The organism is Streptomyces sp. 1331.2 (assembly GCF_900199205.1).
Classification (GTDB): domain Bacteria; phylum Actinomycetota; class Actinomycetes; order Streptomycetales; family Streptomycetaceae; genus Kitasatospora.
In genome coordinates this window covers 4,775,375-4,798,694 of sequence record NZ_OBMJ01000001.1, presented here as the reverse complement: position 1 = coordinate 4,798,694, position 23,320 = coordinate 4,775,375, and the positions used below count along the sequence as shown (strand labels likewise).

Annotated in this window: 24 protein-coding genes and 1 tRNA gene; 10 read left to right on the top strand and 15 right to left on the bottom strand. The window is 71.1% G+C overall.

The window, feature by feature from the left end:
• Positions 1-137: 137 nt before the first annotated feature.
• Positions 138-479, bottom strand: coding sequence for a DUF3618 domain-containing protein (locus tag CRP52_RS20600; protein WP_097237745.1), 342 nt, complete (start codon positions 477-479; stop codon positions 138-140).
• A gap of 164 nt (positions 480-643) precedes the next feature.
• Between CRP52_RS20600 and bcp the strand changes: the two genes are divergently transcribed.
• Entirely contained in the window at positions 644-1,117 is a 474-nt protein-coding gene (gene bcp / locus CRP52_RS20595; RefSeq protein WP_097237744.1) for a thioredoxin-dependent thiol peroxidase, read from the top strand.
• A gap of 91 nt (positions 1,118-1,208) precedes the next feature.
• On the opposite strand, the gene CRP52_RS20590 is transcribed toward bcp, so the two are convergent.
• Positions 1,209-3,524 carry a chitinase C-terminal domain-containing protein gene (locus CRP52_RS20590; RefSeq protein WP_257033102.1) on the bottom strand — a complete coding sequence of 772 codons (2,316 nt, stop codon included), beginning with the start codon at positions 3,522-3,524 and terminating at the stop codon, positions 1,209-1,211.
• Between the two features lie 490 nt (positions 3,525-4,014).
• On the opposite strand from CRP52_RS20590, the gene CRP52_RS20580 reads away from it, so the two are divergent.
• A tRNA-Leu gene (locus CRP52_RS20580) sits at positions 4,015-4,087 on the top strand.
• 65 nt (positions 4,088-4,152) lie between these two features.
• On the opposite strand, the gene rdgB is transcribed toward CRP52_RS20580, so the two are convergent.
• The 4 genes from rdgB to CRP52_RS20560 form a co-directional block, all read right to left on the bottom strand.
• Positions 4,153-4,758: an RdgB/HAM1 family non-canonical purine NTP pyrophosphatase gene (gene rdgB / locus CRP52_RS20575; RefSeq protein ID WP_097237742.1), complete on the bottom strand. Its 606-nt coding sequence runs from the start codon at positions 4,756-4,758 to the stop codon at positions 4,153-4,155.
• A 31-nt stretch (positions 4,759-4,789) separates the two neighbouring features.
• The gene (locus CRP52_RS20570) at positions 4,790-5,179 is read right to left on the bottom strand and encodes a hypothetical protein (RefSeq protein ID WP_097237741.1); all 390 of its coding nucleotides are present in this window, start codon (positions 5,177-5,179) and stop codon (positions 4,790-4,792) included.
• Between the two features lie 175 nt (positions 5,180-5,354).
• Positions 5,355-6,080, bottom strand: coding sequence for a ribonuclease PH (gene rph, locus CRP52_RS20565; protein ID WP_097237740.1), 726 nt, complete (start codon positions 6,078-6,080; stop codon positions 5,355-5,357).
• A gap of 133 nt (positions 6,081-6,213) precedes the next feature.
• Positions 6,214-6,447: a glucose PTS transporter subunit EIIB gene (locus tag CRP52_RS20560; protein WP_097237739.1), complete on the bottom strand. Its 234-nt coding sequence runs from the start codon at positions 6,445-6,447 to the stop codon at positions 6,214-6,216.
• Between the two features lie 430 nt (positions 6,448-6,877).
• Here CRP52_RS20560 and CRP52_RS20555 point away from each other — a divergent pair, with 430 nt between their 5' ends.
• The 4 genes from CRP52_RS20555 to CRP52_RS20540 all read left to right on the top strand — a co-directional run bounded on the left by CRP52_RS20555 (position 6,878) and on the right by CRP52_RS20540 (position 12,531).
• The gene (locus CRP52_RS20555; RefSeq protein ID WP_097237738.1) at positions 6,878-8,167 is read left to right on the top strand and encodes a PTS transporter subunit EIIC; all 1,290 of its coding nucleotides are present in this window, start codon (positions 6,878-6,880) and stop codon (positions 8,165-8,167) included.
• 335 nt (positions 8,168-8,502) lie between these two features.
• Positions 8,503-9,780, top strand: coding sequence for a PTS transporter subunit EIIC (locus tag CRP52_RS20550; protein WP_097237737.1), 1,278 nt, complete (start codon positions 8,503-8,505; stop codon positions 9,778-9,780).
• A 397-nt stretch (positions 9,781-10,177) separates the two neighbouring features.
• Positions 10,178-11,248 carry an LLM class flavin-dependent oxidoreductase gene (locus CRP52_RS20545; protein ID WP_097237736.1) on the top strand — a complete coding sequence of 357 codons (1,071 nt, stop codon included), beginning with the start codon at positions 10,178-10,180 and terminating at the stop codon, positions 11,246-11,248.
• A complete protein-coding gene (locus tag CRP52_RS20540; protein ID WP_097237735.1) occupies positions 11,245-12,531 on the top strand; it encodes an LLM class flavin-dependent oxidoreductase in 1,287 nt (428 codons plus the stop codon). Before CRP52_RS20545 ends, CRP52_RS20540 begins: the two co-directional genes overlap by 4 nt.
• A 209-nt stretch (positions 12,532-12,740) precedes the next feature.
• On the opposite strand, the gene CRP52_RS20535 is transcribed toward CRP52_RS20540, so the two are convergent.
• Positions 12,741-13,487 (bottom strand): MBL fold metallo-hydrolase, encoded by a 747-nt coding sequence (locus tag CRP52_RS20535; RefSeq protein WP_097237734.1) that lies wholly within the window; start codon positions 13,485-13,487, stop codon positions 12,741-12,743.
• A 221-nt stretch (positions 13,488-13,708) separates the two neighbouring features.
• Positions 13,709-13,897, bottom strand: coding sequence for a MerR family transcriptional regulator (locus CRP52_RS20530; RefSeq protein ID WP_097240224.1), 189 nt, complete (start codon positions 13,895-13,897; stop codon positions 13,709-13,711).
• Between the two features lie 200 nt (positions 13,898-14,097).
• Between CRP52_RS20530 and CRP52_RS20525 the strand changes: the two genes are divergently transcribed.
• On the top strand, positions 14,098-14,547 hold the full coding sequence (locus tag CRP52_RS20525) for a type II toxin-antitoxin system PemK/MazF family toxin (protein WP_097240223.1): 450 nt from the start codon (positions 14,098-14,100) through the stop codon (positions 14,545-14,547).
• 45 nt (positions 14,548-14,592) lie between these two features.
• Positions 14,593-15,816, top strand: coding sequence for an IS4 family transposase (locus CRP52_RS20520; protein WP_097234600.1), 1,224 nt, complete (start codon positions 14,593-14,595; stop codon positions 15,814-15,816).
• A gap of 195 nt (positions 15,817-16,011) precedes the next feature.
• Here CRP52_RS20520 and CRP52_RS20515 read toward each other — a convergent pair whose 3' ends face one another.
• From CRP52_RS20515 to clpS, 7 genes are all read right to left on the bottom strand, one after another.
• On the bottom strand, positions 16,012-16,980 hold the full coding sequence (locus CRP52_RS20515) for a PLP-dependent cysteine synthase family protein (RefSeq protein ID WP_097237733.1): 969 nt from the start codon (positions 16,978-16,980) through the stop codon (positions 16,012-16,014).
• Between the two features lie 118 nt (positions 16,981-17,098).
• The gene (locus tag CRP52_RS20510; protein ID WP_097237732.1) at positions 17,099-17,377 is read right to left on the bottom strand and encodes a MoaD/ThiS family protein; all 279 of its coding nucleotides are present in this window, start codon (positions 17,375-17,377) and stop codon (positions 17,099-17,101) included.
• A 118-nt stretch (positions 17,378-17,495) separates the two neighbouring features.
• Positions 17,496-17,615, bottom strand: coding sequence for a putative leader peptide (locus tag CRP52_RS40835; RefSeq protein ID WP_310794195.1), 120 nt, complete (start codon positions 17,613-17,615; stop codon positions 17,496-17,498).
• 138 nt (positions 17,616-17,753) lie between these two features.
• The gene (locus tag CRP52_RS20505) at positions 17,754-18,185 is read right to left on the bottom strand and encodes a Mov34/MPN/PAD-1 family protein (RefSeq protein WP_097237731.1); all 432 of its coding nucleotides are present in this window, start codon (positions 18,183-18,185) and stop codon (positions 17,754-17,756) included.
• A gap of 133 nt (positions 18,186-18,318) precedes the next feature.
• Positions 18,319-19,761 (bottom strand): amino acid permease, encoded by a 1,443-nt coding sequence (locus CRP52_RS20500; protein WP_097237730.1) that lies wholly within the window; start codon positions 19,759-19,761, stop codon positions 18,319-18,321.
• A gap of 222 nt (positions 19,762-19,983) precedes the next feature.
• A complete protein-coding gene (locus CRP52_RS20495) occupies positions 19,984-20,556 on the bottom strand; it encodes a DUF2017 domain-containing protein (RefSeq protein ID WP_097237729.1) in 573 nt (190 codons plus the stop codon).
• Positions 20,557-20,661: 105 nt separating this feature from the next.
• Positions 20,662-20,955, bottom strand: a complete 294-nt coding sequence (gene clpS / locus CRP52_RS20490; protein WP_097237728.1) for an ATP-dependent Clp protease adapter ClpS — start codon at positions 20,953-20,955, stop codon at positions 20,662-20,664.
• A gap of 140 nt (positions 20,956-21,095) precedes the next feature.
• On the opposite strand from clpS, the gene CRP52_RS20485 reads away from it, so the two are divergent.
• Together CRP52_RS20485 and CRP52_RS20480 are read left to right on the top strand one after the other, a co-directional pair.
• A complete protein-coding gene (locus tag CRP52_RS20485; RefSeq protein WP_097237727.1) occupies positions 21,096-22,430 on the top strand; it encodes a nicotinate phosphoribosyltransferase in 1,335 nt (444 codons plus the stop codon).
• 277 nt (positions 22,431-22,707) lie between these two features.
• Positions 22,708-23,298 carry an isochorismatase family protein gene (locus CRP52_RS20480; protein ID WP_097237726.1) on the top strand — a complete coding sequence of 197 codons (591 nt, stop codon included), beginning with the start codon at positions 22,708-22,710 and terminating at the stop codon, positions 23,296-23,298.
• The last annotated feature ends 22 nt before the right edge of the window (positions 23,299-23,320 follow it).

Genomic DNA, 23,320 nt, shown 5'->3' with positions numbered 1-23,320 from the left:
GAAACCTCGGCGACCACGCAGACCCCGGAGACCACGCAGACCCCGGCGACGCCGGAGACGCCGGAGACGCCGGGAGACACACGGAAGGCCGGGCACCCACCGGGCCCGGCCCCCACCCGCCCCAGCGGTCAGCCCCGTCAGTCCTTGCGGCGCTTGCGCGACGAGGCGACCAGCAGCACCAGACCCGCGCCGACCAGCGCCGCCGGGACGATCCGCTCCTTGCGCGGCTGCCCCTTCTCGTCCACGAACTGCGCCTTGACCTTGTCCACCAGGCCGCTGGCGGCCACGTACGCCCGGCCCGCCTTCTCCTCGACGGTGGCCACCGCCTTCGCCTTGACCTGGGCGGAGATCGTGCTCGGGTGGACACGGACGGCCAACTCGTCCAGGGTCGCCGCCAGCCGGCCGCGCGCGCTCTCGATGTCCGCCTCGATCTGGGCGGTCGTCCGCGCCGACTTGTCCTGCGTGCTCGCCTCGCCCACTCGGGCCACCCCATTCACTTGCCGATGTTGTCCTGCGACTGACCCAGTGTGTCAGCTGCCGCGCACGACCGCGCGGCCCCACCCACCATCGGAGGTAAGTTGGCCGTGGTACGACCGCCCGTCCAGCCCGTCCCAGCAGCAGCACGCACCAGGAGAGTCCACCCATGACTGAGCGTCTCCAGCCCGGCGACACCGCGCCCGCCTTCAGCCTGTCCGACGCCGACGGCAACCAGGTGTCCCTCGCCGACCACGCGGGCCGCAAGGTCATCGTCTACTTCTACCCCAAGGCGCTCACTCCGGGGTGCACCAAGCAGGCCTGCGACTTCACCGACAACCTGGAGGTCTTCGCGGGCGCCGGCTACGACGTCATCGGCATCTCGCCCGACCAGCCGGAGAAGCTCGGCAAGTTCCGCGAGACCGAGAACCTCAAGGTCACCCTGCTCTCCGACCCGGACCACAAGGTCCTGGAGGCGTACGCCGCCTACGGCGAGAAGCAGAACTACGGCCGCACCTACCAGGGCGTGATCCGCTCCACCGTGATCGTCGACGAGCAGGGCAAGGTCGAGCACGCGCTGTACAACGTCAAGGCCACCGGCCACGTCGCCAAGCTGCTGCGCGACCTCAAGATCGAGGCCTGAGCCCGCTCGCCCACGACGAAGCGGTGGCGGCACACCCCCCGACCGGGTGCGCCGCCACCGCCGTCCCTCACCTCCGCGGGCCGCTCACCGCTCAGCAGGCCCCGAGGTCGCTCCAGACTCCCCACGCGCCGCTCGCCGTGGGGTCATCGCCCTTGGTCCACCACTTGTTCTGGTAGTAGCGGCCCTTCCACGAGACCTTGGTGGGGCTCGCGTAGGTGGTGCCCGCGTCCCAGCTCGGCGCACCCGCGCAACCGGCCGGCGGCGTGGTCGGCGGGGTCGTGGGAGGCGTCGTCGGCGGAGTGGTCGGCGGGGTCGTCGGAGGCGTGGTGGGAGGCGTCGTACCCCCGTCCACCGCGCCCCGGGACAGGTCGCCCTTGATCCCGTACAGCGTGCCGCCCACGTTCACCGTCCAGTTGGACGGCGTGGACACCGGCAGGTAGTAGACGACATCGATGTCGACCGAGGCACCCGGCGCCAGCGACTGCCAGCCCGGAAGCTTGACCGACACCCGGTTGTAGGTGCCCTTCAGCCCGCCCACGTTGCCCGGGCCCGGATTGTCCTGCCGGATGACCTGCAGACCGAAGCCCGACTGGTCCTTGGCGTTGCCCGGAGCCGAGTTGGAGTAGTCGAACTGGAACTCGGTCCCGCCCGGCAGGGTCACCGTCGAATTGTTGACGATGTGCAGCTTCGGGTTGATCGGGTAGTTCGAGTCGCCCAGCGCGAAGTTGGTGAACGACACGTCGACCGGCAGGGTCTGCTGCGGCAGCGCGACCGTCGAACGGGTCGCGCCGTACGGCGTCGCCGACTTGAACTTGTCGTACATCAGCGAGGTCAGCGTCGAACCGGGCACGTACTCGCCCTTGCCGCCGTTGGCCCCGGCGTCCCACCGGTAGTCGCCCGCCAGCTCCCAGATCATCGCGCCGCCGGCGCCCTGGTTGACGATGTAGTCCGCCTTGGCACCCACCGACTGCTCGTCCTCGGTGGAGAGGAACACCTTCTTGGCGTCGTTCCACAGCCACGGCGCCACCAGACTGGAGCTGTAGTTGCGGACGTAGCTGCCCTGCAACGCGGTGTCCGTCACGCCGTACTTGGCCAGGTAGTCGGGCAGGACGCCCTTCTCCAGGTTCTTCGCGTGCCACATCGGGTTCGACCCGGCCGGGGACTCCTTGCCCGCGTCGTCCTTGTCGTTCCAGATGTTGTCGATGCCGACCGCACCGTCACCGCAGGAGGTCAGACCCGAGCCCACCGGACAGCTGGTCGCGGACGCCGTACCCCAGAGACCGTTGGTGCCGCCCTGCACGTTCTTGAAACCACGGGTGTAGTACGGCAGTCCGACATTGATCCGACCACCGGGCATCGCCCCGCGGAAGTAGTGGTACGACCAGTCGGCATTCAGGTAGCCGATGCCGCCGTACTGCGCCGTGCCGTACACGTTGGCGGCCGCCAGCTCACCGTCCTTGCCGTCGTCGAACAGCGAGGCGTTCGGGCCGACGTACTTGTTCCACGCGCCGTGCAGGTCGTACGACATGATGTTGACGTAGTCCAGGTACTGCGCCACCTGGAAGGTCTCCATGCCGCGCAGCAGGTAGCCGGAGGACGGGGCCGCGACCGACAGCAGGTAGTGCCGGCCGTCGGCGGCACCGGCCTTGTCCAGGCTCTCCCGCAGCGTCTTCATCAGCGCCGCGTACCCCTTGGCCAGCGAACCGCGCTTGGAGTTGGCGAGCTGCCAGTCCAGCGGGTTACCGGCATCCTTCATCGAGGTCGGGTACTCGTAGTCGATGTCGACGCCGTTGAAGCCGTACTTGCGGACGAAGTCGACCGACGAGGCGGCGAAGGTGTCGATGCCGGCCTGGTTGACGCTGCCGTCCGGGTTGACGGTCATCGAGTAGAAGCCGCCGGAGTTCACCCGCTTGCCGTCGTCCCCGAAATAGCCGCCGGTCTCGGTCCAACCACCGACCGAGATCAGCGTCTTGACGTTCGGGTACTGCTTCTTGAACTTCGTCAGCAGGTTGAAGTGACCCTTGTACGGCAGGGTCGGGTCCAACTCGGCACCGGGCACGCCCGGGAAGGAGATCCCGGTCGCCTCGTTGGCCGGGCCGTCCGCACCGACCGACAGCTTGTTGTCGCCACCGACGTGCCCGAAGGCGTAGTTGAGGTGGGTGACCTTGTCCCAGGGGACGTCGCTCACCAAGTACGGCTGGTCACCGTTCTTCCCGGTGCGCCAGCCCGTGAAGTAGCCGATGATGCGGCGCTGGTGGTCCGCGCCCATCTTCTCGCGCCCGCCGGAGTCGTAGACGGAACAGTACGGGACGTCCACCCCGGGGGTCTGGTACAGCCCGTCCGGCCGACAGGACGCGTTGTCGACAGCCGCCGACGCCTGCGAGGGCGCCGCACCCAGCGTCGCCATCAACAACCCGGCCAACGAAGCCGCCGCCAACGAGGCCACACCGGCCCGGGCGCTCTTCCGGCGGACGGCAGCGGTGGGACGCTGCTCCGCCGTGGTTCGGATCAACACTCGGTCCTCCAGGAGAGAGTGTCGGCGCATGCCTGTGGGGGAGCACGCACGTGGGGGATTCAATTGGCGCAGAAGCTATGTGGTCTGAACCACATAGGTCAATAGGTCTGTACCAATTGGTAATCAGCAGCCAAACATCCCGCAGCGCTTCGGCCGAACTCGGCCGCCCCGAGCGATGCGAGGGCTGCGACACCGGCCCCGAGTGGCGCGGTAGGCCGATGACCCCGGAGGTCGGCCACCTCAACGGCGACTGGTCGGACAATCGGCCGGACAACCTCCGGCTGCTCTGCCCGAACTGCCACTCCGTCACTCCGACCTCCTGCGGCCGAAACCGGAATCCTCGCGCTGGAACCCCCGATACCCGGTAGGCTTGAGCTGGTATGCGCCCGTACTCCAGCGGTAGAGAGGAGCGGTTTAGGTCCGCTTTGTCGTGGGTTCGAATCCCTCCGGGCGTACGCGTGAAATGGCCCGCCTCCCTTCGAATCGAAGGGAGGCGGGCCATCCTCGTTCCTGCGAGTCGTCAGCCGATGAGCTCCCTGACCACCGGCGCCAGGGCGCGGAAGGCCTGGCCGCGGTGGCTGATGGCGTTCTTCTCGGCCGCCGTCAGCTCGGCGCAGGTGCGGGTTTCGCCGAGGGGCTGGAGGATCGGGTCGTAGCCGAAGCCGCCGTCGCCCGCGGGAGCGGTGCGCAGGGTGCCGAGGAGGCGGCCCTCGACGACGCGTTCGGTGCCGTCCGGCAGGGCCAGGGCGGCGGCGCAGAAGAAGTGGGCGCCGCGGTGGGGTTCGGCGATGTCGGAGAGCTGGGCGAGCAGCAGGTCGAGGTTGGCGCGGTCGTCGCCGTGCTTGCCGGCCCAGCGGGCGGAGAAGATGCCGGGTGCTCCGTTGAGGACGTCCACGCAGAGGCCGGAGTCGTCGGCGACGGCGGGCAGGCCGGTGGCGCGGGCCAGGGCGTGGGCCTTGAGCAGGGCGTTCTCGGCGAAGGTGACGCCGGTCTCGGGGACGTCGGGGATCTCCGGGTAGGCGTCGGCGCCGACGAGTTCGACATCGAGGCCGGCGTCGGTGAGGATGGCGCGCAGCTCGGCGACCTTGTGCTGGTTGCGGGTGGCGAGGATCAGACGGGTGGACATATCGCCCACCCTATCCAGAGGCTCGGGACCGTCAGCCGGTGCAGGCCGAGGTGAGGTTGCCGGCGGCGTCGCCGAGCGGTTTGAGGTCGGGGACCTGGTTCTTGTCGGCGGCGTGCTGCACGTTCTCGACCTGCTTCTGCAGGTCGGTGACGGCCTTGGCGACGTCGGTGTTCTTGGAGTTCTTCCCGACCTGGTCGAGGTCGTTCTTGAGCTTCTGCAGGGCCTTCCCGGCGGCGGCCGAGTCGTTGCTGGAGTTGTCGTAGGCCTTGGTGACGTCGGCGATGTCGCCGGTGATCTTCACGGCGGTGTTGCCGCAGTCGATCGCCTTCTGCGCGGCGGAGCAACTCACCATGCTGAGCGGGAGGATCGCGATCAGTCCGGCCACGGCGAGGGCGGCGGGGCGGGCGATGCTGGACGGCATCCGGTCCTCCTGTGGGGCGCGGGTTCCGTAGTGGGGGACGCGCGCCGGGGGGTGCGCGGTTCCCGCAGCGGGGGTGCTGCGGGAACCGTACGGTCTGCGGGCCCGGCCTGTACAGCGGCTGGGGTCCGGCAGTGGGGCGTCCGGCCCGGACTACGGCCGTGGGGCCCGGGCCGGTTCAGCCTTCGAGGGCCTTGCGCTGGATCTCGTCCAGTTCGGCGCAGCCGAGGCTGCCGAGGTCGAGGAGCCGGTTGAGGAGGTCGCGGTCGAAGGGTGCACCTTCGGCGGTGCCCTGGACCTCGACGAAGCGGCCGTCGGCGGTGCAGACGATGTTCATGTCGGTCTCGGCGCGCACGTCCTCCTCGTACCGGAGGTCGAGCATGGGGGTGCCGTCGATGATGCCGACGCTGACGGCACTGACGCCGCCGGTGATGGGCTGGCCCTTGGCGCGCAGGATCTTCTTGTCGCGGGCCCAGGCGACGGCGTCGACGAGGGCGACGTAGGCGCCGGTGATGGCGGCGGTGCGGGTGCCGCCGTCGGCCTGGAGGACGTCGCAGTCGAGGACGATGGTGTTCTCGGCGAGGGCGCGGTGGTCGATGACGGCGCGCAGCGAGCGGCCGATGAGCCGGCTGATCTCGTGGGTACGGCCGCCGATGCGGCCCTTGACGGCTTCGCGGTCGCCGCGGGTGTTGGTGGCGCGGGGGAGCATGGAGTATTCGGCGGTGACCCAGCCTTCGCCGCTGCCCTTGCGCCAGCGCGGGACGCCTTCGGTGACGCTGGCGGTGCACAGCACCTTGGTGTCGCCGTAGGAGATGAGGACGGAGCCTTCGGCGTGCTTGCTCCAGCCGCGTTCGATGGTGATCGGGCGGAGTTGTTCGGGGGTGCGGCCGTCGATGCGTGACATAGGCACTGAGCGTAGTGGCTCCGGACGGCGGTTCGGATGCGTCCGGGCGCACGGTCGGCTTGTGGCACGCCTCGGCCCGCCGTTCCCGTGGAGGGGGCGGCGGGCCGGGGTTGGTGGGCCGGGGTGGCTCAGCTCACATCATGTCTTCGATGTCGGCGGCGATCGGGTCGGCGTCGGTGCCGATGACGACCTGGATCGCGGTGCCCATCTTGACGACGCCGTGGGCGCCGGCGGCCTTGAGGGCGGCTTCGTCGACCAGGCCGGCGTCCTTGACCTCGGTGCGCAGGCGGGTGATGCAGCCTTCGACCTCTTCGATGTTGTCGATGCCGCCCAGACCGGCGACGATCTTCTCAGCCTTGCTGGCCATCTGTTTTCTCCCTCTGTCTCGGCTCGTCGGCGGCTCTGCCGGGTGCCGTTTCTGCGCTGTGCGGTGGGGCTGTGCTGTGGGCTGTGCGGTGGGGGGTGTCCCTCGGCCGTGGGGCGGCGAGGTCCGTACCGCTGGCTGACGCGGATTCAGCTGCGGTCGTGCCGGCGTGCGGCGCGACCAGCATCACCCGGGTCGGTCCGGTCTGCCACGTTAGTCCACTTTCGGCCCATTCCGGCGGGCAGGCTCCTGGTCGTCGCCCGAGGATGACGATCAGCGGGGCCGGAGTCCCGGAGTGCGACCTGCGTCCCAAAGTGGTCTACACCAATATATGTGTACTCCGATGAACGCAGAAAGGACCCCGGGCGTTCCTGGACTCCGCCCGGGGTCCCGCAGGGGCCTCCGGCCGGCAACCGGTTCCGGAGGGTGAAGGATGAGTTCGGCAGGAGCCACGGCCCCGCAGACCGTGTGGTGGCACACCTTCTACGGCGGTCTCCAGAAGATGGGCCGCTCGCTGCAGCTGCCGGTGGCGGTGCTCCCGGCCGCGGGCATCCTCAACCGGCTCGGCCAGCCGGACGTGTTCGGCAAGGACGGCCTGGGCTGGAACAACGTCGCCAAGGTCTTCGCCGCGGCCGGCGGCGCGCTGCTCGACTCCTCGCTCGGCCTGCCGATGCTGTTCTGCATCGGCGTGGCGATCGGCATGGCCAAGAAGGCGGACGGCTCGACGGCTCTGGCGGCCGTGGTCGGATTCCTCGTCTACTACAGGGTGCTGCACGCCTTCCCGGAGCACTGCAAGCCACCGACCGTCCTGGTCGGCGAGCAGTGCGTGGACTACACCTCGGCGAAGGCGGCCGTCGCGACGTACCAGAACCCGGGGGTGCTGGGCGGGATCCTGATCGGCCTGATGTCGGCCTGGCTGTGGGTGCGCTTCCACCGCACCAAGCTGGTCGACTGGCTGGGCTTCTTCAACGGGCGCCGTCTGGTGCCGATGATCACCGCCCTGGTCGGCATGCTGACCGCCTGCCTCGCGCTCTGGGTCTGGCCGCCGATCGGTCGCGGCCTCAACGACTTCTCGCAGAACCTGGCCGATCTGGGCGCGGGGGGCGCCGGCATCTTCGGCCTGTTCAACCGGGCGCTGCTGCTGATCGGCATGCACCAGCTGCTGAACACCTTCGTCTGGTTCCAGTTCGGCGAGTTCACCAAGCCGGACGGCTCCGTCGTGCACGGCGACATCCCGCGCTTCCTGGCGGGCGACCCGACGGCCGGCCAGTTCCAGACCGGCTTCTTCCCGATCATGATGTTCGCGCTGCCGGCGGCCGCCCTCGCCATCGCGCACTCGGCCAAGCCGCACCGTCGCAAGGAGATCTACGGCCTGATGCTCTCGGTCGGCCTGACCTCCTTCGTCACCGGTGTCACCGAGCCGATCGAGTACTCCTTCGCCTACATCGCCCCGGCCCTGTACGCGGTGCACGCCCTGCTGACCGGCGCCTCGATGGCGGTGACCTGGGGACTGGGGGTGCACGACGGGTTCAGCTTCTCGGCCGGCCTGATCGACTACGTCATCAACTGGGGGCTGGCCACCAAGCCCTGGCTGATCATCGTCATCGGCCTCTGCTTCGCCGCCGTGTACTACGCGCTCTTCCGGTTCATCATCGTCAAATTCGACCTGAAAACGCCGGGGCGGGAGGAGGAGGGCGAAGTCGAGGACGTCACCAAGGCCTGAAACAGAGCGTCACCGGTCATCACCCGCATTGGCCTCCGGACTCGCCGTCCGGGGGCCTTCGGCATTTCCACAAAGGACCGACGTCCCTGACGGGCGGGGTCGTGCTTTTGTTGCGCAATTAGCCAAAATCCCCATCACGGCGGGTAATCATGATCGTTGTCCGGTGAGTAGGTTTCGATTTCATAGCGCTTCCCGGAGACGGCGCTTTCCGGGTTCCTCCGGTTCTCCGCCCGTGCTACAAAACTGGTCTACACCACCCGTGGTGTAGACCAGTTCGCGGTCCGGCCCCTGTGCCTTCCCCCGACCGACCGCCATGCCGTTAGGAACCCACCCCCATGAGTCAGTCTGCGCAGGCACCGGCGCCCGCCACGGCTCCGGCCACGCCCAGCCCCGCCAAGAAGTTCGGCCAGAACCTCCTCCAGGGTCTGCAGAAGATCGGCCGCAGCCTGCAGCTGCCCATCGCGGTGCTCCCCGCCGCCGGCCTGCTGATGCGCCTCGGCCAGGACGACGTCTTCGGCAAGGACGGCCTGGGCTGGGACAAGGTCGCCGCGGTCTTCGCGGCCGCCGGCAACGGCGTCTTCGGTGCCCTGCCGCTGCTGTTCGCCGTGGGTATCGCGATCGGCTTCGCCAAGAAGGCCGACGGCTCCACCGCCCTCGCCGCCCTCGTCGGCTTCCTGGTGTACCAGAAGGTGCTCACCGCGTTCCCCGTCACCGAGGGGCACATCGCCGACGGCAAGTGGGTCGAGCCGGTCTACCAGGACCCGGGCGTGCTCGGCGGCATCGTGATCGGCCTTCTGGCCGCCGTGCTCTGGCAGAAGTACCACCGCACCAGGCTGGTCGACTGGCTCGGCTTCTTCAACGGCCGTCGCCTCGTCCCGATCATCATGGCCTTCGTCGGCACCGCCGTCGGTGTGCTCTTCGCCCTGACCTGGGGCCCGGTCGGCGATGCCATCAAGAGCATGAACGACACCCTGATCGGCGCCGGCTCGTTCGGCGCAGGTGCCTTCGGCCTGGTGAACCGCGGTCTGCTGCCCGTCGGCATGCACCAGTTCGTGAACTCCTACGCCTGGTTCCAGACCGGTGACTTCACCGGCCCCGACGGCGTCGTCGTGCACGGTGACCTGCACCGCTTCTTCGCCGGCGACCCGACCGCCGGGCAGTTCATGTCGGGCTTCTTCCCGATCATGATGTTCGCGCTGCCCGCCGCCGCGCTGGCCATCGCCCACACCGCCAAGCCTCACCGCCGCAAGGCCGTCACCGGCATGATGGTGTCGCTGGCCCTGACCTCCTTCGTCACCGGTGTCACCGAGCCGATCGAGTTCTCCTTCGTCTTCATCGCCCCGGCCCTGTACGTCATCCACGCGCTGCTCACCGCCGTCTCGATGGCCGTCACCTGGGCGCTCGGCGTGCACGACGGCTTCACGTTCTCCGGCGGCCTGATCGACTACGCGCTGGCCTGGAGCAAGGCCACCAGTCCGTGGATGATCATCCCGCTCGGCCTGGTCTTCGCCGCGATCTACTACTTCGTGTTCCGCTTCGCGATCACCAAGTTCAACCTCAAGACCCCCGGTCGCGAGGACGACGACGAGATCGAGGACGTGGCCAAGGCCTGACGCCCCGCGTCACACCCGCCCGAAGGGCCCCGCCCCGCCGCTGCTCCCCCAGCGGCGGGGCGGGGCCCTTCGCGCACCGCTCCTCCGGGATGCGGAAACGGCGGTTGACGAACCGACGGAGGCCCTGGTCAACTGAAGCGGTGAACGCCTCGTGCCCGCTGGTCACCCGCAGCCACATCGACTTCGGTCGCGTGTGGTCCGCGGCGTGTCGCGGCTGAGCTGACCGTTCCCCCGCCGCCGCCCGGCTGACGTCCCGCCCGGTGCCGGCTCCTCCCCTCCCGCCCGTCCGGGCTCCGCCCGCGGGCCGTCACCGCGCATCCGCGTGCCCGCCCGCCCCCGCACCCGTACGGGTCCGCCGGTGCGCGCACGCGTCCGCACGAGGAAAGTCAGGCTCACCATGCCCCGCCCGTTGCACCTGTCCGCCGCCCTCGACAGCCCCGACACCCCCGGCCGTCCCGGCCGCTTCGACGCCGGGCACTACACCGTCCTCGCCCGCCTCGCCGAACGGGCCACCCTGGACTTCGTCACCCTCGACGACTCCTTCGCCGCCGTGCCGAGCCGCCCCGACGCGCTCGCCACCCTCTCCCGCACCGCCCCGCTGACCGGCCGGGTCGGGCTGGTGCCGACCGTCACCACCACCCACACCGAGCCCTTCCACACCTCGATCTCGGTCAACACCCTGGACTGGGTGAGCGAGGGCCGGGCCGGCTGGCTGGTCGGCGTCTCCACGACCGAGGCCGAGGCCAGGGCCTTCGGCCGCCGCCCGGTCGCCCCCGAGGACGAGCTGTGGGCCGAGGCGGCCGACGCCGTGGAGGTCGCCGCCCGGCTCTGGGACAGCTGGGAGGACGACGCGGAGATCCGCGACACCGCCACCGGGCGCTTCATCGACCGCGACAAGCTGCACTACGTCGACTTCGAGGGCCCGCACTTCTCGGTCCGCGGCCCGTCCATCACCCCGCGCCCCCCGCAGGGCCGCCCGGTGGTCGTGGTGCCGGTGACCGCGGCCGACCTCGCGCCGGACGCCTCCCCCGGCGGCCGCGCCCGGGTCGCCACCGCCACCCGGCACGCCGACGTCGTCCTGCTCGACGCCTCCGACCGCGCCACCCGGCTGAGCGCCGCCACCGAACTGCGGCTGCGCGCCGGCGAGGGCCTGCGGATCCTCGCCCGCCTCGACACCACCCTGTCCGCCCTGCCCGACCGGGCCGCCGACGAACGCCTGCTCGCCGAACTCACCGCCACCGGCACCGGCGTCGACGGCTTCCACCTCACCCCCGCCGACCCGCAGCGCGACCTCGCCGCCCTGGCCGACCGGATCGCCCCGGCCCTGCGCGCCGCCGGACTGCTGCGCACCGACTACACCGGCCGCACCCTGCGCGACCACCTCGGCCTGGCCCGCCCGGCCAGCCGCTACGCCGCCCCGCTCTCGCCCGCCGCCGCAACCCCCGCCCTCGCCGAGGTGACCCGATGACGGACCGCCCGCTCAAGCAGATCCACCTCGCCGCGCACTTCCCCGGCGTCAACAACACCACGGTGTGGAGCGACCCCGCCTCCGGCAGCCACATCGAGTTCGCCTCCTTCCGCCACCTCGCGCAGACCGCCGAGCGCGGGAAGTTCGACTTCTTCTTCCTCGCCGAGGGCCTGCGGCTGCGCGAGTCCAAGGGCCTCATCCACGACCTGGACGTGGTCGGCCGCCCCGAGTCGATCACCGTGCTGAACGCGCTGGCCGCCGTCACCGAACGGCTCGGACTGGCCGCCACCGTCAACGCGACCTTCAACGAACCGTACGAACTGGCCCGCCGCTTCGCCTCCCTGGACCACCTCTCCGGCGGCCGCGCGGCCTGGAACGTGGTCACCTCCTCGGATGCCTTCACCGGCGAGAACTTCCGCCGCGGCGGCTACCTGGACCGCGCCGATCGCTACACCCGGGCCGCCGAATTCGTGCAGCTGGCACGGGAGTTCTGGGACGCCGGGGAGGAGGGCGTACGGCACCGCGGCCCGCAGTTCGACGTCGAGGGCCGGCTCTCGCTGCCCCGCCCGCCGCAGGGCCACCCGGTGGTGATCCAGGCCGGGGACTCCGACGAGGGCCGGGAGTTCGCCGCCGCCACCGCCGACGTGGTCTTCAGCCGGCACTCCACCCTCGCCGACGGCCAGGCCTTCCACGCGGACGTCAAGCGCCGGCTCACCGCGTACGGGCGCAAGCCGGACGAGCTGAAGATCATGCCCGGGGTCACCTTCGTGCTCGGCGACACCGACGCCGAGGCCGCCGAACGCGCCACCGCGATCCGACGGGCTCAGGTCGGACCGCAGACCACGATCGCCTTCCTGGAGCAGGTCTGGGGCATCGACCTGTCCGGCCACGACCCGGACGGGCCGCTGCCGGCCGTCGACCCGGACCCCGACAGCGCCCTGGTCCAGGGCCGGGTCCGGCACGGCGACCCGGTCGCCGTCGCCCGGCGGTGGCGGGCGGTGGCGGCCGAGAAGCAGCTGACCAGCCGCGAACTGGTGATCGAGCTGACCGGCCGGCAGTCCTTCATCGGCGCCCCCGCCACCGTCGCCGCGCAGATCGACCACTTCGTGCAGAACGACGCCGCCGACGGCTTCATCCTCGTCCCGCACCTCACCCCGGGCGGCCTGGACGAGTTCGTCGACCGGGTGGTGCCGCTGCTCCAGGAACGCGGGGTCTTCCGCACCGACTACACCGGCCACACCCTCCGGGACCACCTCGGACTGCCCGTCCCCGGGCGGCGTTAGGCACTCTGGATCCCCTGGATCCAGGGGATCCACCCCCGCCGGGCGGCATGCACGCCGGCCTGGAAGCGGCTCTCCGCTCCCAGGCCGGCGATGACCTGACGCCCAGTCACGTCAGTCTCTTCCGGCGCGAGTTGGGACTCTCCATCGGCGCAGCCTGGTGAGACGAACTGGCTGGCCCCGGTGGGGTCAGCCAGTGCCGGCAGCGTCCGTCAGAGCTCGTACACCGCGCCCGCGCGGGCGATCTCGACCGGCCCGGCGTACGCGGCGGCGGCGTCGCGGCGGTTGTGCTCGGCGTCGGTCCACGGGGGGATGTGGGTGAGGACGAGCCGGCGGGCGCCCGCGGCGGTGGCGTGCTCGCCGGCTTCGCGCCCGTTGAGGTGGACGGCCCGGTAGGTGTCGCGGCCGTCGATGTACGCGGCCTCGCAGAGGAAGAGGTCGGTGTCGCGGGCGAGTTCGACGAGTTCGGCGCTCTCGCCGGTGTCGCCGCTGTAGACGAGCGAGCTGCCGCCGTGTTCGAGCCGGAAGGCGAAGGCGTCGACGGGGTGGTTGACCCGGGCGACGGTGATCCGGAACGGGCCGAGCCGGAAGCTGCCGGGGGTGAGGGTGCGGAACTCGAACACCTCCTTCATCCCCGGGTTCTCGGGCATGTCGTAGGCGCGGGCGAGCCGTTCGGCGGTGCCGGCCGGGCCGTACACGGGCAGCAGCTCGGGGCAGCCCTCGGCGCGGTAGTTGCGGGCGACCCAGTAGGCGCACAGGTCGACGCAGTGGTCGGCGTGCAGGTGGCTGAGCAGGACGGCGTCGACGTCGTAGAGGCCGGTGTACTTCTGCAGGGCGCCGAGGGCTCCGTTGCCGAGGTCGAGGACGACGCGGTACCCCTCGGCCTCGACCAGGTAGCTGGAGCAGGGCGAGTCGGCGGACGGGAAGCTCCCCGAGCACCCCACCACGGTCAGTTTCATCCGAGCCCCTCCGCCCCGACACGTCCTGGCTGCTGTTGGAAAACGGCATGGAAAACAGCATGGAAAACGGCAGGCCGGGCCGGTTCGACCGGCCGGGAGCACTGCATTGGTGTGTCGAGGGTAAGGGCGGAGGGGCACTTTGCCCCCGTCCCCGTGCCGCGCTGTGGCTGGAATCACCAGAACGCCGGGGACGGGGGCGGGGGCCGGGGACGGGAAGGCGGTCAGCGGTGGCGGGGGCGGTTGCGGGCCCAGGCGCGGATGGTGTCGGGGTACCAGCGGGGGTGGCCGCTGCCGTCGATGACGTCCGGGTCGGGCAGCAGCCCGTGCCGGCGGTAGCTGCGGACGGTCTCGGGCCGGACGCTGATGTGGCGGGCGATCTCGGCGTAGGACCACAGCTCGGATCCACTCACGAGGAACACCTCCGGAGGGGGCGGGGGCGGGCGGTCGTGAGGCAGCCTCTCCGGAGTCCACCGGAGCCTCCGGCGCAGAAGGGGCACGGTGGCCGTTCCGTGACGAACCGGGAGCAACGTACGGACAAATACTCAACTGTCACAGCCGTCACGGTGGTGGCGTCCACCCTGGGCCCGGTACGGTTCGCGGCATGAACGGCATGACTGGTACCTGGGTCGTCCTGGCACTGGCCGGCATCGCGCTGGCGGCGGCCGTCGCGGCGCTGCGGGCGCGGCGCACCCGGCCGGCCGCGCGTCCGGCCGGCCCGACCGGCCCGCGGCCGCGCCCCGGCACCAGGGCCCTCCCGGAGCCGCAGGAGATCTGGTGGGCGGAGGTGCCGTTCGAGGACGGCCCGGGCTCCAAGGACCGCCCGTGCCTGGTGCTGCGGGTGCGGGGCCGGACCGCCACCGTCGCGAAGATCACCAGCAAGCACCACGCCGACCGCCCGGGCGTGCTGCCGCTGCCGCCGGGCTCGGTGGGCGACCGGCAGGGCCGGGCCAGCTGGCTGGAGACGGACGAGCTGCGCGACGTGCCGCTGTCGGCCTTCCGCCGCCGGGCCGGCACGGTGGACCGCCAGGTCTGGGCCCGGGCGCAGAAGGTGCTGAACTAGGGCCAATGCCAGTGACTTTGGTGTCCCTGTCTCGTTGGTTGTGGTGTGGCGAGGGTGGGACAGGTCAAGTCGCCTGCGGGTGAGCGGTTGTCGGACCGGATCGCGATCGGGGTGTTGACCCGGGCGTTTCCGCCGGGTCTGGTGGATGAGGTGATCGCGGAGACCGGGCGGGGCGAGAAACGCAGCCGGTTGTTGCCGGCGCGGGTGGTCGTGTACTTCGTGCTGGCGATGTGCCTGTTCTTCGGGCAGGGCTATGAAGAGGTCGCCCGGGTGCTGGGCGAGGGGCTCGGGGACGGGCGGCGGTCGTGGCGGGTGCCCACGACCGCCGCGATCGGCCGGGCCCGTCGGCGGCTGGGTCCAGAGCCGTTGCGGTTGCTGTTCGCGCGGGTGTGTCGGCCGATGGCGGTGCCCGGGACAGCGGGGGCCTGGTACCGGCGCTGGCGCCTGGTCGCGGTGGACGGCACCACGCTGGACCTGGCGGACACCGAGGCCAACGACGCCTTCTTCGGCCGCCATGTGTCGGGACGCGGAGCGAGCGCGTTCCCGCAGGCCAGGGTGGTGGGGCTGGCCGAGTGCGGCACCCACGCGGTGTTCGCCGCCGTCACCGGTCCGCTGTCGGCGAGCGAGCAGTCCCTGTCCCGGCAGCTGTTCGACCGGCTTCGCGAGGGGATGCTGCTGCTGGCCGACCGGGGCTTCTACGGCTTCGAGCTGTGGCAGCACGCACGGGCCACCGGCGCGGACCTGCTGTGGCGCGTGCGCAAGAGCGCGAACCTGCCCGTCGTGCGCGTGCTCAGCGACGGCTCGTACCTCAGCACGGTGCACGCCGAACCGGACAGAAGGAGTCGCCGCAACCCGGTGACCGTCCGGGTCGTCGAATACACCCTCGCCTCCACCGGTGATGGCACCGTCTACCGCCTGATCACCACTCTCCTCGACCCCGAGGAGGCACCGGCCGCCGAGTTGGCCGCGCTCTACGTCCAGCGCTGGGAGATCGAGACCACCCTGGACGAGATCAAGACCCACCAGCGCGGACCCAAACTCGTCCTGCGCTCGAAGTACCCGTGGGGCGTCGAGCAGGAGGTCTACGGCCTCCTGCTCGTCCACCACGCCATCCGACAACTCATGCACCAAGCCGCCCTGCATGAGGGCGTGGACCCCGACCGCTTGTCCTTCACCCGCAGTCTGCGGGTCGTGCGCCGCCAGGTCCCCGCCCAGGCGGCGCTTTCCCCCCGGCAGACTCACCAGGGCGCTGAACCGCACCCTGGCTGAGATCACCGAACGCCTCCTACCCCCGCGCCGTCAACGGACCTGCCCCCGCGTCATCAAACGCAAGATGTCCAACTGGCCCCTCAAACGCGCCCAACAGCACGACTGGCCACCACCAACCCCCGCAACCATCACGATCACCAGAGCGGACACAACCTAAGTCACTGGCATTGGAACTAGGGCCCGTCCGGAACCGGATCAGGCCCAGAGCTGGCCCTGCAGCGCCTCGACCGCCGCCTCGGTGGACTCGGCGGTGTAGATGCCGGTGGACAGGTACTTCCAGCCGCCGTCGGCGACCACGAAGACGATGTCCGCGCGCTCCCCCGCGGCTGCCGCCTTGCGGCCGACGCCGATCGCCGCGTGCAGGATGGCGCCGGTGGAGACGCCCGCGAAGATGCCTTCCTGCTGGAGGAGTTCGCGGGTGCGGCGGACGGCGTCCGCGGAGCCGACGGAGAAGCGGGTGGTGAGCACCTCGGCGTCGTACAGCTCGGGGACGAAGCCCTCGTCGAGGTTGCGCAGCCCGTACACCAGGTCGTCGTAGCGCGGTTCGGCGGCGACGATCTTCACGCCGGGGACCTTCTCGCGCAGGTAGCGGCCGACGCCCATGAGGGTGCCGGTGGTGCCGAGGCCGGCCACGAAGTGGGTGACGGTCGGCAGGTCGGCGAGGATCTCGGGGCCGGTACCGGTGTAGTGGGCGCCCGCGTTGTCGGGGTTGCCGTACTGGTAGAGCATGATCCAGTCGGGATGCTCGGCGGCGATCTCCTTCGCCATCCGCACGGCGGTGTTGGAGCCGCCGGCGGCCGGGGAGGGGATGATCTCGGCGCCCCACATGCGGAGCAGTTCGCGCCGTTCCTCGCTGGTGTTCTCGGGCATCACGCAGACCATCCGGTAGCCCTTGAGCTTGGCGGCCATGGCGAGGGAGATGCCGGTGTTGCCGCTGGTGGGCTCCAGGATGGTGCAGCCCGGGGTGAGCCGGCCGTCGGCCTCGGCGCGCTCGATCATGTGCAGCGCCGGGCGGTCCTTGATCGAGCCGGTCGGGTTGCGGTCCTCCAGCTTGGCCCAGAGGGTCACCAGGCCCTCGTCGTTGCCGGGGACGGCGGCGGACAGCCTCGGCAGGCGGACCAGCGGGGTGTTGCCGACGGCTTCGAGCGGGCTGTCGTAACGCAAGGGGGCCTCCGGCCACGGCGGTGAGGGTCACCCGGCGGTGAAGGCAGCGGGTGCTGGGGGTCGCGGATGGTGAGGGTTGCCGGGTGGCTCCCCCGCCGGCGGCGGGGGAGCCGGTGGATCAGCGGGCGCCGCCGGCCACGGCGGGCAGGATGGTGACGCTGTCGCCGTCGGCGAGGGCGGTGGAGATGCCCTCCAGGAAGCGGACGTCCTCGTCGTTCAGGTAGACGTTGACGAAGCGGCGCAGCTCGCCGCCGTCGACCAGGCGGGCGGCGATGCCCGGGTGGCGGGCGTCGAGGTCGGTGAAGAGTTCCGCGAGGTTGCTGCCGTTGCCCTCGACGGCCTTGGCGCCGTCGGTGTAGGTGCGGAGGATGGTCGGGATGCGGACCTCGATGGCCATGGGTGCGCTCCTGTGCGAGTCGTGGAGTGGGTGGGCCGCAGCGGGCGCGGCGGGACGGCGGTGCCCGGGGCTCGGCGTCGCCGGTGGGGCGGCGGGCCCGGGTGGGGCTGGGCGGCTCTCAGCGCGAGCGCGCGGACGTGCCGGGACAGATCGCGCCGGCGTGCCGGCACAGGTCGATGTGCAGGCGCGCCACGAGGCGGGTGCCCGGGGCCTGGTTGCTCACATCGACGGAACGCATGGGCTCATCGTATAGATTCCCGGGCCCGCTCCGACATGCCCGTCTCGGGATCCGGATGTTCTCGTCCCCAGTGCTGAGACACCGGGGCCCGCCGACCGGTTCGGAACGGTCGGCGGGCGGGGTGCGGGCGGGGGCCGGTCAGGCCGCGTACTCCTCGACGACCTGGACGTCTTCCTCTGTGATCTCGCCGTCCACGATGCGGAACGAGCGGAACTGGTACGGGTCGTCCTCGCCGTTGCCGTCGGCGGTGGAGACCAGGACGTAGTGGGCGAACGGCTCGGAGGCGTAGCTCACGTCGGTGCGCGAGGGGTAGGCCTCGGTGGCGGTGTGGGAGTGGTAGACGATCACCGGCTCCTCGTCGCGGTCGTCCATCTCGCGGTAGAGCTTGAGCAGGTCGCCCGAGTCGAACTCGTAGAAGGTGGGCGAGCGGGCCGCGTTGAGCATCGGGATGAACCGCTCGGGCCGTCCGCTGCCGGCCGGTCCGGCGACCACGCCGCAGGCCTCGTCCGGGTGGTCGGCGCGGGCGTGGGCCACGATCCGGTCGCGGAGTTCTCGGGTGATGGTCAGCATGCGGGTCAGGATAGCCACGCCCCGGCAGGTGCCTGCCGGGGCGTCCGAGGCGCGGTCGGCCGGTGTCCGCGGTGCGGTCGGCACCCCCCGGCCCAGGGGCGGACCGGGGGCCGGTCAGCCGGACCGGGGCCGGTCAGCCGGCGTCGCGGGCGGGCAGGTGGTCGTGGGCGGTGGCGTGGACGGCCTGCGGGTTGCGGCGTTCGAGGAAGCGGTAGCCGACCACCAGCAGGACGGCCCAGGCCGGGAAGACGTACAGCGAGATCCGGTTGTCCTCGTCGAGGGCGATCAGGACGACGACCAGGGCGAGGAAGGCGAGCGCGGCCCAGCTGACCCAGGCGCCGCCGGGCGCCTTGAAGGTGGGCCGCGGCAGGTGGCCGCCCTTCCAGGCCTTGCGGTAGCGGATCTGGGAGATCAGGATCATCGCCCAGGTCCACAGGCCGCAGACGGTGGCGACCGAGGTGATGTACTCGAACGCCCGCTCCGGGACGAGGCCGTTGAGCACCACGCCGACGCCCATCAGCAGGCAGGAGACGGTGATCGCGACGGCCGGGCTGCGGCGGGAGTTGAGCTTGGTGAGCCGCCCGGGGGCCTGGCCGCGCAGCGCGAGGTCGCGCAGCATCCGGCCGGTGGAGTACATGCCGGAGTTGCAGGAGGACAGCGCGGCGGTGAGCACCACGAAGTTGATGATGCCGGCCGCGGCGGGGATGCCGATCTTGCCGAAGGCGGCGACGAACGGGCTGACGCCGGGCTGGAATTCGGTCCACGGGACGAGCGAGAGGATGACGACCAGGGCGCCGATGTAGAACAGCGCGATGCGCCAGGGCAGGGTGTTGATGGCCCGCGGCAGGGTCTTCTCGGGGTTCTCGCTCTCGCCCGCGGTGACGCCGACGAGTTCGACGCCCAGGTAGGCGAACATGACGATCTGCAGGGTCATCACGGTGGCGCCGATGCCCTTGGGGAAGAAGCCGCCGTTCTCCCACAGGTTGCTGACCGACGCGGTGTCACCGGCCTTGCTGAAGCCCAGGGTGAGCACCCCTATGCCGATCAGGATCATGCCGATGATGGCGGTGACCTTGACCATGGAGAACCAGAACTCGATCTCGCCGAACACCTTCACCGAGATCAGGTTGGCCGCGTAGAGGATGACCAGGAAGGTCAGCGCGCTGAGCCACTGCGGGATGTCCGGCGCCCAGAACTTCACGTACACGGCGGCTGCGGTGGTCTCGGCCATGCCGGTGACGACCCAGAACAGCCAGTACGTCCAGCCGGTGACGTAGCCGGCGAAGGGGCCGAGGAACTCCCGGGCGTACTCGGCGAAACTGCCGGAGACCGGGCGGTAGGTGAGCAGTTCGCCGAGGGCCCGCATGATCACGAAGATCACCAGGCCGGCGACGGCGTAGGAGAGGATCAGGCTCGGGCCGGACTTGGAGATCGCGGTGCCGGCACCGAGGAAGAGGCCGGTGCCGATGGCGCCGCCGATGGCGATCATCTGGATCTGGCGGCTTCCGAGTCCCCGCTCGTAGCCCTCTTCGTCCGGAGTGGTGTCGACGACTTCGTCGGACAACTTCTCGGCCATGCGCACACCGTCCTGGTCGGTCTCGGGGGTGGAGAAGTCGTACCACGCACCATCCGAATAGCGGTGTTCGTCTGAGCGATATTTGAGCATGGCCTGGTAGGGTTCGCCCGATTTTGTGCGGAAAAGCCCCGGCGGATCGTCCACATGCTGGACGAAACCGTCGGGGCTTGCCCGAAAGCGGGCAGGATCACCCCTGAACGTGGGCCGGGATTCAGCTCCCGTTCACCCGGCCATCGCCTCCAGCAGCGACTCCTGCAGCGCCCCCAGCCACAGGTACGCCATCACCAGCGGCTTGCGCTCGTCGCCGTCCGGCAGGTCGTAGAGGCCGTCCTCGTCGTCCTCGGTGACCTCCAGCCGGACGCCGAGGGCCAGCCGCAGGTCGTTCAGCGCGCCCAGCCAGCGCGGGCAGTCCTCGGTGCCCAGCTTGAGCACCCCGCCACCGCCGAGCCCGTCCAGCGCCCGGATGACGAACAGCGCGTCGTCCCGCTTGCGGGCCCGCAGGTCCAGCTCGGTGAAGCGGCGGAACTCCCCGGACGCCGCCTCGGCCTCGCCGTCGTCCGGCTTCTCCGGATCGCCGTAGGCGTCGGGGAAGAACCGGGCCAGCACCGGATCGGCGGGCGCCTCGGTCGGCCCCTCGGCGAACAGCGCGGCCAGCGGGTCGCCGCCCTCCCCGCCCGGCCCGGGGCCGATCAGCTCCAACACCTGCACTTCCAGCGAGCGCAGGATGGAGGCCTCCCACTCGTCCAGCGCGATCACCGCGCCGCCACCGCCGGTGCTCTCGAACAACCCAGCCATCTGTATCGGTCAGCCCGTCTTCGTCGTCGTCGTCGTACGGCCGGCGGTCCGGCGTCGGTCGTACCGCAGCGCCGGTCGCACCGCGGCGTCAGTCGTGCCGCGGCGTCAGTCGTGCTGCAGCGTCGCCCAGAGGCCGTAGCCGTGCATCGCCTGGACGTCGCGCTCCATCTCCTCGCGGGAACCGTTGGAGACCACCGCCCGCCCCTTGGTGTGGACGTCCATCATCAGCTTCCGGGCCTTGTCCTTCGGGTAGCCGAAGTAGGCCTGGAAGACGTACTGGACGTAGCTCATCAGGTTGACCGCGTCGTTGTGCACGATGGTCACCCAGGGCGTGTCCGGTTCTGCCACCGGCAGCCCCTCGACCTCGGGGCGCTCGATCTCCGCGGGCGCGACACTCACGCCGGGTCCTCCTCGCTGCACACTCGTCCGTTGCTCCTCAAGCCCCATGCTGCCATCCGGGGGACACCCGGGCGATTCCGACCCGGTCCGCTCGACGAGAAATCGTCACTCTGACGCTAAGTGGTAGTAGCATCATCTCCATGGACGCCACTTCCGTGCGCGCGGCCGGCTCGACCGCGCTCCTCACCGACCGCTACGAGCTCACCATGCTGCAGGCCGCCCTGCGCAGCGGGGCCGCGCACCGCCACTCCGTCTTCGAGGTCTTCACCCGCCGTCTGCCGGGCGGCCGCCGCTACGGCGTCATGGCCGGCACCGGCCGGGTGCTCGACGCCGTCGAGGCCTTCCGCTTCTCCACCGCCCAACTGGACTGGCTGGCCGGCCAGGGCGTGGTCGACGAGGACACCCTGCGCTACCTCGCCGACTACCGCTTCCGCGGCGACATCCACGGCTACCCCGAGGGCGAGGTCTACTTCCCCGGCTCGCCGCTGCTCACCGTCGAGGGCAGCTTCGCCGAGGCGGTGATCCTGGAGACGGTGATTCTCTCGATCCTCAACCACGACTCGGCGATCGCGGCCGCCGCCTCCCGGATGACGGCCGCCGCCGGCGGCCGCCCGGTCATCGAGATGGGCGCCCGCCGGGCCCACGAGCAGGCTGCCGTCTCCGCCGCCCGGGCCGCGTACGTGGCCGGGTTCGCCGCCACCTCCGACCTGGAGGCCGGTTTCACCCACGGCATCCCGACCACCGGCACCGCCGCCCACGCCTTCACCCTGGTCCACGACAGCGAACGGGACGCCTTCCGCGCGCAGATCGCCTCGATGGGCAAGGGCACCACGCTGCTCGTCGACACCTTCGACCTGCGCGAGGCCGTACGCACCGCCGTCGAGGTGGCCGGCCCCGAACTGGGCGCCGTCCGGATCGACTCCGGCGACCTCACCCTCCTCGCCCACCGGGTCCGCCGCCAGCTCGACGAACTGGGCGCCGAGAAGACCAGGATCATCGTCACCTCGGACCTGGACGAGTACGCGATCGCCGCCCTGGCCGCCGCCCCGGTCGACGGCTACGGCGTCGGCACCAGCCTGGTCACCGGCAGCGGCCACCCGACCTGCGCCATGGTCTACAAGCTCGTCGCCCGGGCCGAGACCGAGGGCGGACCGCTGGTCCCGGTCGCCAAGCGCGCGGCCGGCGGCAAGACCAGCATCGGCGGCCGCAAGTGGGCGGCCCGCCGGCCCGACGCCGAGGGCGTGGCCGAGGCCGAGGTGGTCGGCACCGGGCCCGTCCCGGAGGAACTGCGGCCGCACCTGGTGCAGGTGCCGCTGGTGCTGGCCGGCGAGACCGTCGGCCGGGAGCCGCTGAGCGCCGCCCGCGAACGGCACGTCCGGGCCCGGGCCGCACTGCCGCTGTCGGCCACCCAGCTCTCCAAGGGCGACCCGGTGCTGCCGACCGAACTGGCCCTGCCGGCCGACCCGGCCCACTGACCCCCGGTCCCGCCGGCCGGGCCTGACCCCCGTCGGCCGGGCCTGACCCTCGCCGGCCCGGCCGGGCCGGCGGGCCCGAACGCAGGCCCCGGCCCGGCCACCGGACCGGCCCCCGGGGGCTTCCGCCCCCGCGCAGCACTCCCTAGAGTCAGCCGTAGAGTTCCCCGGAGCTCCCCGAGAACCCCCCGAGTCCCGCACAGCCGGGCCGAGTACTCCCGAGGGCTCCCCCACCGGGGCGCCGCCTCCCGCGGGCCCCCGACATCCGAGGATGCGAGCCATGCACCGGGCACTGATCGTCGTCGACGTGCAGAACGACTTCTGCGAGGGCGGCAGCCTGGCCGTCGCCGGCGGCGCCGAGGTGGCCGCCGCCATCACCGACCTCATCGCCGAGTCCTCCCCCGGCTACCAGCACATCCTCGCCACCCGCGACCACCACATCGACCCGGGCGACCACTTCTCCACCCAGCCGGACTACGTCGACAGCTGGCCGTCGCACTGCGTGGCCGGCACCGAGGGCGTGGGTTTCCACCCCAACTTCGCGCCCGCCGTCATCTCCGGCGCGGTCGAGGCGGTCTTCGACAAGGGCGCCTACTCGGCGGCGTACAGCGGCTTCGAGGGGCTGGACGAGAACAACCGCGGCCCGGTGGAGTGGCTGCGCGAGCGGCAGGTCGACGAGGTCGACGTGGTGGGCATCGCCACCGACCACTGCGTGCGGGCGACCGCGCTGGACGCGGCCCGGGCGGGCTTCACCACCCGCGTCCTGCTGGACCTCACCGCCGGGGTGGCCGCGGAGACCACCTCCGCCGCGCTGGAGGAGCTGCGGGCGGCCGGCGTCGAGCTGGTCGGCACCCCGGTGGTCCGGTCCTAGCGCCTTCCGGCCCGGCCTGGCG

Excerpts from the sequence above, each read along its gene's own strand:
- CRP52_RS20510 (WP_097237732.1), bottom strand. The coding sequence starts at position 17,377 with ATGGCCATCGAGGTCCGCATCCCGACCATCCTCCGCACCTACACCGAC.
- CRP52_RS20560 (WP_097237739.1), bottom strand. The coding sequence starts at position 6,447 with ATGGCCAGCAAGGCTGAGAAGATCGTCGCCGGTCTGGGCGGCATCGAC.
- CRP52_RS20495 (WP_097237729.1), bottom strand. The coding sequence starts at position 20,556 with ATGGCTGGGTTGTTCGAGAGCACCGGCGGTGGCGGCGCGGTGATCGCG.
- CRP52_RS20485 (WP_097237727.1), top strand. The coding sequence starts at position 21,096 with ATGGACGCCACTTCCGTGCGCGCGGCCGGCTCGACCGCGCTCCTCACC.
- rph (WP_097237740.1), bottom strand. The coding sequence starts at position 6,080 with ATGTCACGCATCGACGGCCGCACCCCCGAACAACTCCGCCCGATCACC.
- CRP52_RS20525 (WP_097240223.1), top strand. The coding sequence starts at position 14,098 with ATGACTGGTACCTGGGTCGTCCTGGCACTGGCCGGCATCGCGCTGGCG.
- CRP52_RS20505 (WP_097237731.1), bottom strand. The coding sequence starts at position 18,185 with ATGCTGACCATCACCCGAGAACTCCGCGACCGGATCGTGGCCCACGCC.
- bcp (WP_097237744.1), top strand. The coding sequence starts at position 644 with ATGACTGAGCGTCTCCAGCCCGGCGACACCGCGCCCGCCTTCAGCCTG.
- CRP52_RS20500 (WP_097237730.1), bottom strand. The coding sequence starts at position 19,761 with ATGGCCGAGAAGTTGTCCGACGAAGTCGTCGACACCACTCCGGACGAA.
- CRP52_RS40835 (WP_310794195.1), bottom strand. The coding sequence starts at position 17,615 with ATGCGTTCCGTCGATGTGAGCAACCAGGCCCCGGGCACCCGCCTCGTG.
- CRP52_RS20535 (WP_097237734.1), bottom strand. The coding sequence starts at position 13,487 with ATGAAACTGACCGTGGTGGGGTGCTCGGGGAGCTTCCCGTCCGCCGAC.
- CRP52_RS20555 (WP_097237738.1), top strand. The coding sequence starts at position 6,878 with ATGAGTTCGGCAGGAGCCACGGCCCCGCAGACCGTGTGGTGGCACACC.
- rdgB (WP_097237742.1), bottom strand. The coding sequence starts at position 4,758 with ATGTCCACCCGTCTGATCCTCGCCACCCGCAACCAGCACAAGGTCGCC.
- CRP52_RS20590 (WP_257033102.1), bottom strand. The coding sequence starts at position 3,524 with ATGGCGACGCTGGGTGCGGCGCCCTCGCAGGCGTCGGCGGCTGTCGAC.
- CRP52_RS20550 (WP_097237737.1), top strand. The coding sequence starts at position 8,503 with ATGAGTCAGTCTGCGCAGGCACCGGCGCCCGCCACGGCTCCGGCCACG.
- CRP52_RS20545 (WP_097237736.1), top strand. The coding sequence starts at position 10,178 with ATGCCCCGCCCGTTGCACCTGTCCGCCGCCCTCGACAGCCCCGACACC.
- CRP52_RS20480 (WP_097237726.1), top strand. The coding sequence starts at position 22,708 with ATGCACCGGGCACTGATCGTCGTCGACGTGCAGAACGACTTCTGCGAG.
- CRP52_RS20540 (WP_097237735.1), top strand. The coding sequence starts at position 11,245 with ATGACGGACCGCCCGCTCAAGCAGATCCACCTCGCCGCGCACTTCCCC.
- CRP52_RS20570 (WP_097237741.1), bottom strand. The coding sequence starts at position 5,179 with ATGCCGTCCAGCATCGCCCGCCCCGCCGCCCTCGCCGTGGCCGGACTG.